The 16,138-nt window shown below is 65.0% G+C and carries 9 protein-coding genes; 6 read left to right on the top strand and 3 right to left on the bottom strand.

Features of this window, described 5'->3' with window-relative positions:
- Positions 1-128 precede the first annotated feature (128 nt).
- Together BW11_RS01360 and pyk are read left to right on the top strand one after the other, a co-directional pair.
- The gene (locus tag BW11_RS01360) at positions 129-1,124 is read left to right on the top strand and encodes a TerC family protein (protein ID WP_140444411.1); all 996 of its coding nucleotides are present in this window, start codon (positions 129-131) and stop codon (positions 1,122-1,124) included.
- A 261-nt stretch (positions 1,125-1,385) separates the two neighbouring features.
- Positions 1,386-2,828: a pyruvate kinase gene (gene pyk, locus BW11_RS01355; RefSeq protein WP_140444410.1), complete on the top strand. Its 1,443-nt coding sequence runs from the start codon at positions 1,386-1,388 to the stop codon at positions 2,826-2,828.
- Between the two features lie 167 nt (positions 2,829-2,995).
- On the opposite strand, the gene BW11_RS01350 is transcribed toward pyk, so the two are convergent.
- Complete coding sequence (locus tag BW11_RS01350; protein ID WP_140444409.1) at positions 2,996-3,961, bottom strand: universal stress protein; 966 nt, start codon at positions 3,959-3,961, stop codon at positions 2,996-2,998.
- Positions 3,962-4,100: 139 nt separating this feature from the next.
- On the opposite strand from BW11_RS01350, the gene BW11_RS01345 reads away from it, so the two are divergent.
- Positions 4,101-6,695 carry an ATP-dependent Clp protease ATP-binding subunit gene (locus BW11_RS01345; RefSeq protein ID WP_140444408.1) on the top strand — a complete coding sequence of 865 codons (2,595 nt, stop codon included), beginning with the start codon at positions 4,101-4,103 and terminating at the stop codon, positions 6,693-6,695.
- A 109-nt stretch (positions 6,696-6,804) separates the two neighbouring features.
- Here the strand turns inward: BW11_RS01345 and BW11_RS01340 are convergent, their stop codons facing one another.
- Positions 6,805-8,577, bottom strand: coding sequence for an acetolactate synthase large subunit (locus BW11_RS01340; RefSeq protein WP_140444407.1), 1,773 nt, complete (start codon positions 8,575-8,577; stop codon positions 6,805-6,807).
- Between the two features lie 167 nt (positions 8,578-8,744).
- Here BW11_RS01340 and BW11_RS01335 point away from each other — a divergent pair, with 167 nt between their 5' ends.
- Positions 8,745-10,538, top strand: coding sequence for a bifunctional UDP-sugar hydrolase/5'-nucleotidase (locus tag BW11_RS01335; RefSeq protein ID WP_140444446.1), 1,794 nt, complete (start codon positions 8,745-8,747; stop codon positions 10,536-10,538).
- Positions 10,539-10,690: 152 nt separating this feature from the next.
- Positions 10,691-13,036, top strand: a complete 2,346-nt coding sequence (locus BW11_RS01330) for a hypothetical protein (RefSeq protein ID WP_140444406.1) — start codon at positions 10,691-10,693, stop codon at positions 13,034-13,036.
- A gap of 127 nt (positions 13,037-13,163) precedes the next feature.
- Here BW11_RS01330 and BW11_RS01325 read toward each other — a convergent pair whose 3' ends face one another.
- Positions 13,164-14,582 carry a DUF349 domain-containing protein gene (locus BW11_RS01325; RefSeq protein ID WP_043165366.1) on the bottom strand — a complete coding sequence of 473 codons (1,419 nt, stop codon included), beginning with the start codon at positions 14,580-14,582 and terminating at the stop codon, positions 13,164-13,166.
- A gap of 157 nt (positions 14,583-14,739) precedes the next feature.
- Between BW11_RS01325 and hisS the strand changes: the two genes are divergently transcribed.
- Positions 14,740-16,062: a histidine--tRNA ligase gene (hisS, locus tag BW11_RS01320; RefSeq protein ID WP_258184444.1), complete on the top strand. Its 1,323-nt coding sequence runs from the start codon at positions 14,740-14,742 to the stop codon at positions 16,060-16,062.
- Positions 16,063-16,138: the final 76 nt, after the last annotated feature.

Genomic DNA, 16,138 nt, shown 5'->3' with positions numbered 1-16,138 from the left:
CGGAAAGGCCCGGCCGGGAGACCTCATGTAGCTCGCCGGGAGAACGGGATGGAGGTCGAGATGATGGGCATGAGACGGGGCGGAACAGGATACATAGGCGTCAACATGATGGGTTAGGGTAATGAATCATGGCCGAAACCCCTCTTGCTTTTGAAATCGCCACGTTCGTGGTGCTTGCCCTGTTCTTCATCGTCGACCTGTTCGTCATCGGACGGCGGCCGCATGTGCCCTCCACGAAGGAATGCGTGCAGCATATCGCCTTCTTCGTGGTGATGGCGCTGATCTTCGGCGGATTCATATGGTACTTCGCCGGTTCGAAGCCCGCCATCGAGTTCTACTCCGGATGGCTCACCGAATACTCGCTGTCGGTCGACAACCTGTTCGTGTTCGTCATCATCATGTCGAACTTCGCCGTGCCGAAGCAGCTGCAGAAGTTCGTGCTGTCGGTCGGCATCACCGTCGCGCTGATCTTCCGCGGCATCTTCATCCTCATCGGCGCCGCGCTCATCACCCGCTTCACCTGGGTGTTCTTCATCTTCGGCGCGTTCCTGATCTACACCGCCATCAAGCTCATCGCCGGGGGAGACGATGACGAGGAATACAAGGAGAACGGCATCATCCGCACGCTGCGCAAGGTGATCCGCATCTCCAACGAATACGACGGCGAGAAGCTGCGCACCACCAAGAACGGCGTACGCTACTGGACGCCGATGCTCATCGTCTTCCTCGCGATCGGCACCACCGACGTGATGTTCGCGTTCGACTCGATCCCCGCGATCTTCGGCCTGACCAAGGACCCGTTCCTCGTGTTCACCTCGAACGTGTTCGCGCTGTTGGGTCTGCAGCAGCTGTACTTCCTGCTCGGCGCACTGCTCGACAAGCTCGTCTACCTGCCCGCCGGCCTGTCGATCGTGCTGGGCTTCATCGGCGTCAAGCTCATCATGGAGGCCCTGCACGGCAACACCCTGCCGTTCATCAACGGCGGTCAGGGCGTCCACTGGGTGCCCGAGGTGCCGACCTGGCTGTCGCTGGCGGTCATCGTCGTGGCGATCGGCGGCGCCGCGATCGCGTCCGTCGTCAAGATGAAGCAGGTGGAGGGGAAGCCCGCTGCCTCGTCCAAGTGACGGCGTGGCCGGAGACGGAACCGCCGCCGGCCAAGGGACGGATGCGATGTTTACCGCATCGTGAACGCTATGGGAACGCTCACGGAATTGCCTTGGAAGGGCTGATTCCGTGAGCGTTCCCATTGTTGCGGCTATTGGGTTGTGAGCGCTAACAACACGCCTTGCGAAAAACTGGATTCACCGGAGGGAACCTAGTACACTGCTGTAGTGGAAAACGGAGCCATTCCGGTTCCGTCCGTTGCAAAGTTAGGAATAGGCAACATGCGCAAAGCCAAGATCGTCGACACCATCGGCCCCGCCAGCGAGTCCCTTGAAGGCATCACCAGCCTCGTTGAGGCCGGCATGGACGTGGCCCGTCTGAACCGTTCCCACGGCACGCCTGAGGACCACCTCAAGGTCTACAACAACGTGCGTCAGGCCTCCAAGGCCGCCGGCCGCAACGTGGCCGTGCTGGTCGATCTGCAGGGCCCGAAGATCCGCTGCGGCTGGTTCAAGAAGAACGCCGAAGGCGAGGACAAGGTCGAGCTCAAGGAAGGCCAGGAGTTCGTCATCACCACCGACGACGTCGAGGGCGACGAGCACATCACCTCCACCACCTTCAAGGGCCTGCCGGGCGACTGCCACCCGGGCGATCCGATCCTGATCGATGACGGCAAGGTCCGCCTCGAGGTCACCAAGGTCGAGGGCAACAACGTCCACACCAAGGTCGTCGTCGCCGGACCGGTCTCCTCCCACAAGGGCATCAACCTGCCGGGCGTCGCCGTCTCCCTGCCGGCTCTGACCGAGAAGGATGAGGAGGACCTGCGCTGGGCCATCCGCACCGGCGCCGACATCATCGCCATGTCCTTCGTGCGCTTCGCCACCGACATCGACCGCGCCCACGAGATCATGGACGAGGAAGGCCGTCGCATCCCGATCGTCGCCAAGATCGAGAAGCCGCAGGCTCTGGAGAACCTCGAGGACATCGTCAAGACCTTCGACGGCATCATGGCCGCCCGTGGCGATATGGCCGTCGAGTGCCCGCTCGAGGAGGTCCCGCTGGCCACCAAGCGCATCATCGAGCTCTCCCGCCAGTACGCCAAGCCGGTCATCGTGGCCACCGAGGTCCTCGGCTCCATGGTCCACTCCCCGGTTCCGTCCCGCGCTGAGGCCTCCGACTGCGCCAACGCCGTCCTCGACGGCGCCGACGCCACCATGACCTCCAACGAGACCGCCGTCGGCGAGTACCCGGCCGTCACCGTCTCCACCATGGCCCGTATCTCCGGCTTCGCCACCGAGCACGGTTTCGACCGTATCCCGGCTCTGAAGAACCTGGACATGTCCTCCACCGGCGCCGTCTCCTCCGCCGCCGTCGACCTGGCCGACAAGCTCAACGCCAAGGCCATCGTCGCCTACACCCAGACCGGCAACACCGTGCACCGCGTCTCCCGCGAGCGTCCGGCCGCCCCGATCTACGGCATCACCAACAACGTGCACACCTACCACTGGCTGGCTCTGTCCTGGGGCACCGAGGCGTTCCTGCTCGACGAGGACTACCACGACAAGTCCCGCAAGGATCTCATGGTCTTCACCGACAAGATCCTGCGCGAGGCCGGCAAGGTCTCCGACGGCGACAAGGTCGTCATCCTGAGCTCCGCCCAGGGTCTGCACCAGCCGGGCAGCACCGACTCCATCTACGTCCACACCGTCGGCGCCTGCGACTGATCAGCGCCAACCGCACCGCCGTCAGTCAGACCGGAGGAATGAGCCGTCTGCACTGACAACGGTGCGTGTGATCTGATGGATATGAGTGATCCCCCATCCGTTTAGGGTGGGGGATCACTCGTTGATGCGTTGATACGCACGCACGCGACGCATCAACGCGCATGCCGTCAGTGCACGACGGTCACGGTCGACTCGGCGAAGTTGACGATCTGACGGGAGACCGATCCAAGGAAGTGTGCGTCCAGACCACTCAGGCCGCGCGAACCGACCACCAGATGGCTGGCGTAGCGTGAGGCGGCGATCAGGCCCTTCGAGGCGGGGATGTGGAACGCATGCGTCTGGACGGCCAGTCCCTCCGGCACCGCGGTATCGCTCATCAGAGCATTGAGCAGCTCCTCGGCGCGGCGCTGCCCGACCTCGATCGGGGCCACCGAGTTCTCATACCCTTCGATGTGGCCGAGATCGCGCAGCTGCCAGCAGAACAGCACATGCAGCGGCGAATCGTGGACCTGCGCCTCGTGCATCGCGAACTTCAGCGCGCGCTTCGAGGTTTCGGAGCCGTCCACGCCGACCACGATCGGACGACGCGACTCCTCGACCACGCCCTCGCTGGGCACGTAATGCACCTTCTCCTCGACCGGCGTCAGGGCGTTGGCGATGTCGTCGGTCACGGTCTCGTCCTCGCTGCCGGCGATGCGCACCACCGTCACCGGCACCTCCGCCTCCTCGGCGAGCGAGGCGGACAGGGATCCCATGAACCAGCGCGCCACACGTCCCAGCGAACGACGGCCGACCACGATCTGCTGCGAATCCTTGCCGATCTGCAGCAGCGCGGACGTGCCGGACGCCTTCACCGAGGTGAGCTTCAAATGCTCGGGATCGAAGTCGATGCCCTCAGACGCCTTATCCACCCACTGCCGCAGCTGGGTGGCGATGTCGTGGCGCATCTGGGCCCACGCCTCCTCGCTGTCCGGCTCGGAACCCATATCCCACGATTGCGTCCAGCCGAACACGGCGTTGATCGTCTGCCCGGTCAGAGCCGCCTCGCGCAGCGCCCACTTCAACGCCGCGAACGACTCGTCGGAGCCATCGACACCGACGACGATGTCGGCGTCAAACTGCTGTGTGGTCATCATGTGCCTCCTATCAATGTGGCTATACCATCAGCATAATGGCCACGGATACGTTTTGAGCGGAATATGGGCGGTAAGTCGCCAAACGTCATCGCGAATCGCTAGAGTGAACCACAGTGTCAATTGAGGAAGGACAAGTATGTTCGAACGGTTTACAGACCGTGCGCGGCGCGTGATCGTGTTGGCGCAGGAAGAGGCGCGAGCCCTTCAGCACAACTACATCGGCACCGAACATCTGTTGCTCGGCCTGATCCGCGAGGGTGAGGGCGTGGCGGCCAAGGCGCTCGCCGCGAAGGGCGTCGAGCTGGACGCCACCCGCAAGCAGGTCGAGGAGATGATCGGCAAGGGCAACGCGACGTCCAACGGTCACATCCCCTTCACCACGCACGCCAAGCAGGTGCTCGAACTGAGCCTGCGCGAGGCGCTGCAGCTCGGCCACAGCTACATCGGCACCGAGCACATCCTCCTTGGTCTCATCCGCGAGGGTGAGGGCGTGGGCACCCAGGTGCTCATCAAGATGGACGTCGATCTGGGCGAGCTGCGCTCGACCACCATCGACATGATCCGCGGCAACTCGGGCACCGCCGATGCCAAGGGCGATCTGGCGAACGCCGGCGGCGTGGCCGACAAGTCCAACAAGACCGGCTCCGCCATCCTCGACCAGTTCGGCCGCAACCTGACGCAGGAGGCCGCCGAGGGCAAGCTCGATCCGGTCATCGGCCGCTCCAAGGAGATCGAGCGCGTGATGGTGGTCCTGAGCCGCCGCACGAAGAACAACCCGGTGCTGATCGGCGAGCCCGGCGTCGGCAAGACCGCCGTCGTCGAGGGCCTCGCCCAGAAGATTCAGGCCGGAGACGTGCCGGAGACCTTGAAGGGCAAGCAGGTCTACTCGCTGGACCTCGGCTCCATGGTGGCCGGCTCCCGCTACCGCGGCGACTTCGAGGAGCGTCTGAAGAAGGTCCTCAAGGAGATCAAGACGCGCGGCGACATCGTGCTGTTCATCGACGAGATCCACACGATCGTCGGCGCCGGCTCGGCCGACGGCGCGCTCGGCGCGTCCGACATGTTGAAGCCGATGCTCGCGCGTGGCGAGCTCCAGACCATCGGCGCGACCACGACCGATGAGTACCGCAAGTACATCGAGAAGGACGCGGCCCTCGAACGTCGTTTCCAGCCGATCCAGGTGCACGAGCCGACCGTGGCCGAGACCATCGAGATCCTCAAGGGCCTGCGCGGCCGTTACGAGAACCACCATCACGTGACCATCACCGACGGCGCCCTGCAGGCGGCCGCCGAACTGTCGGCGCGCTACATCCAGGACCGCAACCTGCCGGACAAGGCCATCGACCTGATCGACGAGGCCGGCGCGCGTCTGCGCATCAAGCGTCTGACCACGCCTCCGGAGCTCAAGGAGCTCGAGGACAAGGTCACCAAGGTCTCCGCCGAGAAGGAGCAGGCCGTCAAGGACCAGGACTTCGAGAAGGCCGCGTCGCTGCGTGACAGCCTCGAGAAGATGCAGGCCGATCTCAAGGCCAGGCAGACCGCATGGCATGAGGGCGAATCCGACTCCAAGATGGTCGTGGACGAGGACGTGATCGCCGAGGTCATCTCCTCCTCCACCGGCATCCCGGTGTTCAAGCTCACCCAGGCCGAGTCGAAGAAGCTGCTCAACATGGAGGCCGAGCTGCACAAGCGCATCATCGGTCAGGACGAGGCGGTCTCCGCACTGTCCCGTTCGATCCGCCGCACGCGCGTGGGCCTCAAGGATCCGAAGCGTCCGTCCGGCTCGTTCATCTTCGCCGGCCCGACCGGCGTGGGCAAGACCGAGCTGGCCAAGACCCTCGCCGAGTTCCTGTTCGACGACGAGGACGCGCTGATCCGCGTCGACATGTCCGAGTTCTCCGAGAAGTACGCCGCCTCGCGTCTCTTCGGTGCCCCTCCGGGGTACGTCGGCTACGAGGAGGGCGGCGAGCTCACCGAGAAGGTGCGCCGCAAGCCGTTCTCCGTCGTCCTGTTCGACGAGATCGAGAAGGCCCATCCGGATATCTTCAACACGCTGCTGCAGGTGCTGGACGACGGCCATCTGACCGACGGCCAGGGCCGCAAGGTGGACTTCAAGAACACGATCATCATCCTGACGACCAACCTCGGCACGCGCGACATCGCCAAGGCCGCCAACACCGGCTTCAACCTCGGCTCCAACACCGAGTCGAGCTACCAGCGCATGAAGGAGCAGGTGAGCGCCGAACTCAAGCAGCAGTTCCGCCCCGAGTTCCTCAACCGTCTGGACGACATCATCGTCTTCAAGCAGCTCACCGAGCCGCAGGTGCGTCAGATCGTCGACCTCGACATCAAGCAGCTCAACGATCGTCTGTTCGAGCGTCACATGTCGCTCGAGCTCACCGACTCCGCCAAGGACCTGCTCGCGCAGAAGGGCTTCGACCCGCTGCTCGGCGCCCGTCCGCTGCGTCGCGTGATCCAGCGCGACATCGAGGACGCCATCTCGGAGAAGATCCTCATGGGCGATCTCAAGGACGGCCAGCGCGTGGTGGTCGACTCCGAGGGCGAGGGCATCCTGGGTGAATTCACCTTCAAGGGCGAGGCGTTCGAGGAGCCGAAGGCCGACGGTGCCGAGGGCGAGGACGACAAGCCCGAGCTGGTCGGTGCGTCCGCTCCGGCTGCGTCCGGTGACGCCCCGGCTCAAGCCGACGGCGCCGACGCTCCTCAGGAGTGACGGCCGGTTATTCTCGGTTCCCCCAATAGCCGATGAGGTCCCTGATTCCAAGGAATCAGGGACCTCATGTCGTTTCGGGACCGATCGGCTGATCGGACCCCACCATCGCTCAGCCGCTGAAATCGACCTCGCCGAGCTTGTCGATGAGCTTCATGTTCTCCGAATAGTCGACCGGGCAGGCGATGATGTCGATGCCCGACCCCGAGCGCAGCGCCGCGCGCAGCACGGGGTAGAGCTCGTCCGCCGATTCGATCAGATGGCCCTTCGCGCCGAAGCTCATGCCGAGCGCGACCACATCCGGATTGTTGAAGTCGACGTATTCGTGCGCCCCGTCATGGATGTCCATCTTCCACTTGATCAGACCGTACGCCTCGTCCACCCACACGAGGATCACGATGCGCGCGCCCACGCGCACCGCCGTCTCGATCTCCTGCACGTTCATCATGAACGAGCCGTCGCCCATCACCGCGAGCACGGGCCTGCCCGGATGCTCGAGCGAGGCGGACACCGCGCCGGGCAGCGTCCACGCCATCGTGGAGAGCGAATTGTCGATCACGCATGTGTTGGAATAGTAGGTGGGGTAGAGGCGCGCCATCCACATCTTCAGCGCGCCCGTATCGACCAGTGCGATGTCGGTGTCCGTCTCCATCGCGCGGCGCGTGTCGGCGACGATGCGCTGCGGCTTCATCGGGAACGAGTCATCGTGAAGATACGCGTCGTACTCGTCCGTGAGCAGCTCGTGGATCTTCGGATGCGATACGCCGAACGTGATCCGGTGCTCGCGCAGCGCGGCGATCAACGCCTTCAACGTGGCGTCGATGTTGCCCATGATGTTCAGGGCCGTCGAATAGTGCGCGTCCGTGTCCTCGATGAACGTGTTGATGTGGATGATCGTCTTGTCGTCGTTCGGATTGATCTTCTTCGGATCGAACTGCTGGATCGAGAATCCGACCGCGATGATGAGATCCGCCTCGTCGAACGCGAAGTTCTCGTAGTCGTGACGCATGAACCCGACCACGCCGAGCGCCAGCGGGATGCGATCAGAGATCACGCCCTTGCCCTCGAACGTCGTCGCCACCGGCACGTTGAGCTGTTCGGCGAGCTCGAGCAGACGGTTCTCGGCGTGACCTCGCGCCACGCCGTTGCCGGCGAGGATGATCGGATGCTTCGCGCTGCGGATGATGTCGACCGCGCGCGCGATCGTGTCCTCGGTCGGCGCGAAGTCCATCGGATCGGGCAGCGGCAGCGGATGCGCGTCCTCGGGCGCCGGCATCTCGGCCACATCCTCCGGCAGGATCAGGCAGGTCGCACCCGGGCGGTTGCGCTGCGCGATCGAGAACGCCTTGCGCACCATCTCCGGCACTGACGCCGGCTCCACCACCATCGACGTCCACTGCGTGAGCGGACGGAACACTGAGACCAGATCGACGATCTGATGCGACTCCTTATACAGGCGCGTCACATTGCCCTGCGCGCAGATCGCCACCAACGGCACGGTGCTCGCATTCGCCTGCGCGACCGGCAGCGTCAGATTGAGCGCCCCCGGCCCGAGCGTCGCCAGACACACGCCCGGTCTGCCGGTCAGATGCGCCTGCGTGGCCGCCATGAAACCGGCCCCCTGCTCGTGGCGCGTCAGGATGAATCGGATGCGTCCGTCGCGGGCGATCGCCTCCATCAGCGGGATGTTCTCCTCGCCGGGGATGCCGTACATCGTCTTCACGCCCTCGTTGACGAGGCATTCGACGAACAGATCGGCCACCGTGCGCACATGCGTCCTGGACTTCGAAGCGGTGTGCGACGTGTCCGTGACGTCGTTGTCAATGTTGTTGTTCCGGGTGCTGCAGTGCTGTTCCTGCACTTGTTCCTCAACTGCTGATGTCATGCAAGAGGAATCTAAACGGACAATGTTACGTATGCGTGTTGCCTATCACGAGCGGAAATGGTGTGCCACCGTCGTCGCACCGATGCGTCGGCGGAAATTCACCTCGGAGTTGCGTATGGCACCACATGCGTTCAATCGCCGGGCATAGCGTTGCAAACGTGAGCAGGATGAAGTTGGGCCGGCGCACAATGGCCGGCAGGCGACCGGGGGTCGTCATCGCAGTCGTCATCGCATTGGCCGCAACGGCCTTCATCGTTCCCCGCGCCTCCGCGACAAACCCGGGAATCACACTCTTCCCCGGGGCCGGCGCATCCGACACGCGCACGGTGACCATCGCCGACATCACCGATTTCCACGGACACGTCGAACGCGGCGAGGACAACGCCTCGGCGTTCGCGCTCGCCGAAGCCCACAACCCGGGAGCCATGGTGAAGGTCTCCGCCGGCGATCTGGTCGGCGGCAGCCCGTACGAATCCGCGTTCGAGCAGGATCGCCCGACGCTCGACATGGCCCGCGCATGGGGGCTGACGATCTCCGCGATGGGCAACCACGAGCTGGACCGCGGCGTGAAGGACTTCAACGACCGCATCGCGGACCCGGCCAACGGCATCGACTGGTTGTGCGCGAACGTCTCCGCCGCCAACAAATCACCGAACGGCAAGCTGAGCCGCGTCAAGGACTACGTGATCCGCAAGGTCAACGGCAAGCGCATCGCATTCGTCGGCGCGCTGACCGACGCGCTCGGCGCCGTGGCCACTCCTCAGATCACCAAGGACGCCGATCTGACCGAGGACGCCGTCCACGCGATCAACCGCGTGGCGGACAGGCTGCGCGACGGCAGCGAGGCCAACGGCGAGGCCGATGCGGTGGTCGCGCTCCTGCACGCCGACGCCAGCGCCGCTGAAGGCACGAAGCGCGGCGAGGCGATCGACGGCAACGTGGATCTGGTCTACACCGGCCACAGCCACGCCATCAAGCGCGGACGCACCGCCGCCGGCGCGCCGGTCATCGAGGCGGGGTCGTTCGGCAGACAGATGGCCGTGCAGGATCTGGTCATCACCGGTTCCGGACGCCACGCCAAGGTCGAGGTGCGTGACGTGGACCTCGGCAACGGCATGACCCAGACCGCCAACGCCAAGGGCGTCTACGATCTGAAGGGACTCGTGGAGGGCTGGAACGGCGCGCATGTGGGGCAGGCGGCATGGCAGTCGGCGGGCGCCGATGACGCCGCGCCCATCGTCAGGCGCACGGACGACATCTACGCCGACGCCGCGGATCGGGCCGATCGGGTCGGCTCGCGAGTGGTCGGCACCACCGCCAAGGGCGCGTACTTCGGCAAGGTGGCCTCGCACGGCACCGAAAGCGCGCTCGGCATGCTGGTCGCCGACGCCGAACGCGACGCGGTACGACGTGCCTTCTACGCGGGCGACCGCATCCCCGTCATCGGCTTCTCCAACGACGGCAGCCTGCGCACCGACAACCTTGACCTGAACGGCGACGGCAAGATCAGCCTGCGCGAGGTGGACAGCATGATGGCCCTGCAGTTCAAGGTGGCCAAGCGCGTGCTCACCGGACGCCAGCTCAAGGCGGTGCTCGCCCAGCAGTGGAGGGGCAAGGCCGGCCGGCTCGTCGTCTCTCGTCTCGGCGTGTCGTCGAACGTCTCCTACCGGTACACCACAGACGGCAAGTCGCCGCTGGTGCCGGGGGAGAGCGTCGAGGACGCCGGCAGCGTCTCGATCGTCGACCTGAAGATCGACGGCAGGCCGATCGACGACGACGATCTGGTCATCGCGGCATCCAACTCGTTCCTCCTGCAGGGAGGAGACCGATACACCGCCTTCCGTGCCGGCACCGACTACCGGGAGCTCGACAAGGGATACGGGCAGGCGCTCGTCGACTATCTCTCACGTCATCCGAAGGTCGGATTCTCGGCGCCCGTGACCGGCACCGTGCTGGTGTGAACCATCCCGTCGCGTCCATTCCGCGGTAAACGCAGGATGAACGGTGATACCATGGCCATGTAAGTGGTCCGATGAGTGAATGTCGGTCATTACATGGGGCATGCATGACGGCCGTGTGCTCGTGGCACGTATCGGCACGTCAAGGAGACGATGTGGAGCAAGGGTTTACCGCGTGGTATCGCACACGGTTCAGTGTTCGGCTCAGTGTACCGCGGCCTGCGGGGGAGGGTCGCAGCAGACTCATCCACGCCATCGTCTGGTCGGTGCGCGACTGGTTGGAGGACACGTACGGCAAGGACGCCTCACCGTATTCCGTGGAGTATCTCAACGCCATGTTCTGGCCCAAGCGGTACTGGAATTCATGGGAGATGGGCGGTGATCTGCCGAAGATGACCTTCGTGAGCACTCTGCGTCACGCCCGATCCGACGTGCAGGGCACCGCCTGCAGCATCAGGGGAGCGGACGGTGAGATCGAAACGTGGGCGTGCCGTGTGCAGGAGCGGGTCACGGTCATGGACCCCGACGAGTCGCTGCGTCGGTTCCCGCGGATGTGGCGCACCGACATCGCGTTGTCCGAGCCGGACGACGGTGCGGCCCGTCACGCCCGTTCGCTGGTCGTGGATATCGCGGTCTCGTATCGTGACGAGCGATCCGGCTTCGGCGTCGCACAGGTTGTTCCCGATCCCCGTCCGCCGCGCCTGCTGCGGTTCCTGATCGACAACGAGCGCCTCATCTGCGAATGCTCCAGCGTGCCGCTGACGATGATGGATCTGACTGTGACGGCACAGCCGGCCGCGCCTGATGCGGACGGGAGGGACGGCGTCGCGCAGGACGGAACGCGCTCCCGCATCAGCGCACACGACCTGTGGGACATCGTGTCCGATCCCAAGCGCGACGTGCCGCTGGCGGTCGTCGGCCTCGACGCCGGTACGCGGCGTCCCCTGATCGACGTCGACGCGCTGCACGACATGCTGTTTCCGGACATGATGGTGTGCGTGCCGCGCGATATGCGCGCCATCGGCGAGATCCGCCGCGTCTTCGACGCACGGATGCCGGGCTCGTCACCGCGCGCCGACGCCGTGCGCGTCTACGCGGCGCATCCCGCATTTCCGGCATGTGATGACGATCCGGACGAGGATCCGAAGCTGGCGCGACTGATCACGGCCGAACTGGGCCGGCATCCGAGCGTGACCCGCGTGCAGATCGACGCGTATCGGAGCCTCACACGGTCCGTCGCGGATACTGCGGATACGGATATTACGGATACTACGGATACGCGGACTGACGGGACGACGTGGCGCGACGCCATCTGGCCGCCGACCGACGGCACCCGGACCCGGGACGCGGCGACGCTGCTGCTGCGCGACCTGCTCGAAGAGCGGATGCCGGACATGACGGTGGACGTGGACTCCATCCTGCGTGTGCGAAACCGGCATGAGGAGACGGCGAAATCGGTGCGTCTTGAACGCCAGCTCAAGGAGGCGACGAACAGGATCGAACGACTGGGGCGGCAGACGGAACGCGAACGGGCCGCATACGACGACAGAATCCGCGATCTGGAGAAGGACAACGACCGTCTCTCACGCCGGCAGAACCTGATGGACGAGGAACGCGATCTGCTCGAACGGTCGATGATGCGTCTGCGCGCCGACAAGATCGCACTCAAGGGGCGCGCGAACAAGGCGGAACGTGAGCTGCGGGCCATGACGGCGCAACACAGTCAGGTCGAAGTCGCGGCGAACGGCAACGGCGCGACGGGCGGAACGGGCGTCACTGGCATGCGCACCATGGCGGACCAGAACGAGGACGCGCAGATCATCGCCCTGCTCAACGACGACAACCGACGGCTCGAACACGAGGCGCGCGAATACGAACGACGGATGGGCGAGCTGACTCGCAAGAACGAGCAGCTGAGGCAGCGCATCATGGCGCGTGTGGCGGGCTCCGGCGTGGCGGCGGAACTCGAGGCCGCACGTGGACTGCTTTCGGCGAAGCTGCCCGCGAAACTCGTCTCGAACAGCCGGGTGTCCAACAGTCGGTACGATCAGGACATCGTCCGCTTCTACGAGACGTTGTATCCGGATCGCATCAGCGTGCATGACAACGCATGGCGCACGCTGCGCGAATGCGTCACCAAACCGTCTCTGGTCTGGCAGGCCATGCAGCTGATGTGCACGGCGGTCTACGACATCTACGCCACCGGTCAGGGCAGCGGCAATCCGGGCGACCGGTTCAGGACGTACCCGGACGTGGGAGGGTTCGAACTGGCCGAGAACGAAGGTCAGCAGACGCATCGCGACGCCAAGTTCATGCGATTGCGCCAGATCGAGGACCACGGCCGGACCCTGCTCATGGAGCCCCATCTGCGCATCGGCAACCGGGAGGACGATGCCTCGCTGCGCGTCTACTTCGCGTGGAACCCGGACACCGGACGCATCGTGATCGGGGCGATCGGACGACATCTGGAGAACTACACGACCCGCACCCGCAAACGCTAGCCTTCCGAAACGACATCTTCCGAAACGACATCCGAAACGACGAATGGCCGGTCGGCGCATCCTACGCCGACCGGCCATTCGTCTTGGCGAACCTGTGATCACACGATTGATCGTGTGATGCCGGACATCACTTCACCGCGTTGAGCCACTGCTCCTTGGTGGCCTTCTCGGCCTCCAGCTTGGCCTTCTTCTTCGGATCCGACTCGGCGGCGATCTTCTGATCGAGCTCGGCCAGCTGCGCGTTGAGCTGCTCCTCGAAGCTCGACTTGCGGGCGTCGGCCTCAGGATCGGACTGCTTCCATGCGGCGTCCTCGACGGCCTTGATCTGCTTGTCGACGGCGTCGAGACGGCCCTCGATGCGGCGCATGTCGTCACGCGGCACGTAGCCGATCTGATCCCACTCCTCCTGGATCTTCGCCAGCTCCTGACGGGCGTGCTTGGCGGCCTTCTCGTCGGCGACGGGGACCAGCGCCTCGGCCTTGACGAGCAGCTCCTCCTTGGCGGCGAGGTTCTGCTTCTCGTCGGCGGAGATCTGATCGCGATCGGCCTGACGCGCGTTGAAGAACGCGTCGGCGGCCTCGCGGAACTGTGCCCACAGCTCGTCGTCCTCGTTGCGGCCGGCACGGCCCGCCTGCTTCCAGCGATCCATCAGCTCCTGGAACCTGTGGGAGGTCTCACCCCAGGCGGTCGAGTCCTTGAGCTCGTTCGCCTCCTTGATGATCTCCTCCTTGACGGTGCGGGCCTCCTTGCGCTCGTTGTCGCGCGCCTGGGCCCACTTGCGACGTCCCTGGTTGAACGTGGTGCGCGCGGCGGAGAAGCGCTTCCACAGCTCGTCGGCGTCCTTCTTGTCGATGCGCACGTTGTTGCGCTGGTGGGCCTGCCACTCGTCGAACAGGGCGCGGAACTTGTCGGCGGTGGAACGCCAGTTCGTGTTCTCGCCCAGCGAGGCGGCCAGCGCCTCGGCCTTCTCGACGATGGCGGTGCGGCCCTCGATGGCCTTGGCCATGGCGGCCTTGCGCGCTTCCGAGATCTCGGCCTTCTTGGCCTCGCCGGCGGTCTTGAGCGCCTCGAACTGGGCCTTGAGGGAGGAGATGTCGCCCACGACGGCCGGGGCCTCGGTCTCCTCGGCGAGCATCTTGATCGAGTCGTCGATCTCGCGCGGCTTGATGTTCTTGGACTTCAGGCGCGCCTCGAGCGTGTCGAGCTTGGCCTTGAGATCCAGATAGCGACGGGCGTACAGCGCCAGCGCCTCCTCCTTGGAGACGTCCGGGAACTGGCCGACCTCGCGCTCGGACTCGCCCTCCTTGACGAACACGGTGCCGTTGTCGTCCACGCGGCCGAAGGTCTCGGCCTGCTTGATGTCCGCCTCCGAGAACCCGGCGGGGGAGGGGGCGGCGACATGCGCGGCCGGAGCCTTCTTCGCAAAGGCGGCCGGGGAGGGCGCATGCGGTTTCGGCATGGCGCTCGGCTTGGGCGCAGCGGGCTTCACTGCCTGCTCGGTCGTCTCGGTGGTGTTCACGGGTTCGGTGGCGTTTTCGTCGGCCATGGCCAGCTCCTTACAGCTTGGAAGTATGTGCGGTGTACGTCCCTACGTCATGGAGGAATTCCACAACGTTGACGCAACCCTCACCTATTATATTGATTTCGTGGCTAAAGGCGCATCAATATCAGGATTTCCAGAGTGGCTCCCCTCTGAACGCGTTGTGGAGCAGCGTGTCATCGACACGCTCCGTGAAGTTTTCGAGCTCAACGGCTTCCTCGGCATCGAGACTCGTGCCGTGGAAACCGGGGCATCGCTGCTGAAGAAGGGCGAGACCAGCAAGGAGATCTACCTGCTGTCCCGTCTGCAGGAGGTCGGACACGAATCCGACACTCCGATCGAGGAGCGGCTTGGCCTGCACTTCGATCTGACCGTGCCGCTGAGCCGGTACGTGGTCGAGCACTCCGGCCAGCTGGCGTTCCCGTTCAAGCGGTGGCAGATCCAGAAGGTCTGGCGTGGCGAGCGTCCGCAGGAGGGCCGCTTCCGCGAGTTCGTTCAGGCCGACATCGACGTGATCGGTGCCGGCGAGCTGCCCGACCACTACGAGGTCGAGCTGCCGCTGGTCATGGTCTCCGCGCTCGAGCGCCTGCGCGCGTTCGGTCTGCCCAAGGCCACCGTGCACGCGAACAACCGCAAGCTGTCCGAGGGCTTCTACCGCGGACTGGGCCTGACCGACATCGAGGGCGTGCTGCGCGAGATCGACAAGATCGACAAGATCGGTGCCGACGAGGTGTCTCGCCTGCTCGTCGAGAACTGCGGCGCGGACGAGTCGCAGGCCCGTGCCTGCCTTGAACTGGCCGAGCTGACCGCCGCCGACGGCGCCGAGCTCTCCTCTAGGTTCGACGCCCTGTGCGCGTCGCACGGCATCGCCACCGACTCCGAGGCGTACGCGCTGGCCCGTGAGGGCCTCGCCACGCTCGCGATGATCGTCGACGAGGCCGCGGCCATCCGCCCCGGCTCCGTGATCGCCGATCTGAAGATCGCGCGCGGACTCGACTACTACACCGGCTCCGTCTACGAGACGTTCCTCGACGGCGCCGCCTCCCTCGGCTCGATCTGCTCCGGCGGACGCTACGACAACCTCGCCTCGCAGGGCAGCCGCAAGTACCCGGGCGTCGGCCTGTCCATCGGCCTGAGCCGACTCGTCAGCTACATGCTGCACACCGCGGGCGCGCACGCCAGCCGCGTCTCCCCGGCCAGCGTGCTCGTGGCCGTGTGGGACGAGGCCGATCGCGCCGCGTCCAACCGGATCGCGGCAGAGCTGCGTTCGCGCGGCATCGCCGCCGACGTGGCGCCCACCGCGGCCAAGCTCGGCAAGCAGATCAAGTACGCCGACAAGCTCGGCATCCCCTACGTGTGGTTCCCCGGTCAGGAGGGCGCGGGAGACGAGGTCAAGAACATCGTCACCGGCGATCAGGCCCCGGCCGACGCCACGTCGTGGGAGCCGGATACTGTTAATGCCCGGCAAACCGTTGTCATTGGCTGATTTTTCATGTCTCCGTGCCCTGCGCGCGGCGGAAAAACCAACATTGTGATCACTGAAAACTGAATCACTGAAAGAG

It is taken from the genome of Bifidobacterium sp. UTCIF-38, assembly GCF_006454495.1.
Lineage (GTDB): Bacteria > Actinomycetota > Actinomycetes > Actinomycetales > Bifidobacteriaceae > Bifidobacterium > Bifidobacterium callitrichos.
The sequence above is the reverse complement of the archived record's forward strand: the minus strand, read 5'-3'. Positions and strand labels throughout refer to the sequence as shown.

What these genes read in the sequence shown, in the direction of transcription:
- BW11_RS01360 (WP_140444411.1), top strand. Translation starts at nt 129, where the DNA reads ATGGCCGAAACCCCTCTTGCTTTTGAAATCGCCACGTTCGTGGTGCTT.
- pyk (WP_140444410.1), top strand. Translation starts at nt 1,386, where the DNA reads ATGCGCAAAGCCAAGATCGTCGACACCATCGGCCCCGCCAGCGAGTCC.
- BW11_RS01350 (WP_140444409.1), bottom strand. Translation starts at nt 3,961, where the DNA reads ATGACCACACAGCAGTTTGACGCCGACATCGTCGTCGGTGTCGATGGC.
- BW11_RS01345 (WP_140444408.1), top strand. Translation starts at nt 4,101, where the DNA reads ATGTTCGAACGGTTTACAGACCGTGCGCGGCGCGTGATCGTGTTGGCG.
- BW11_RS01340 (WP_140444407.1), bottom strand. Translation starts at nt 8,577, where the DNA reads ATGACATCAGCAGTTGAGGAACAAGTGCAGGAACAGCACTGCAGCACC.
- BW11_RS01335 (WP_140444446.1), top strand. Translation starts at nt 8,745, where the DNA reads ATGAAGTTGGGCCGGCGCACAATGGCCGGCAGGCGACCGGGGGTCGTC.
- BW11_RS01325 (WP_043165366.1), bottom strand. Translation starts at nt 14,582, where the DNA reads ATGGCCGACGAAAACGCCACCGAACCCGTGAACACCACCGAGACGACC.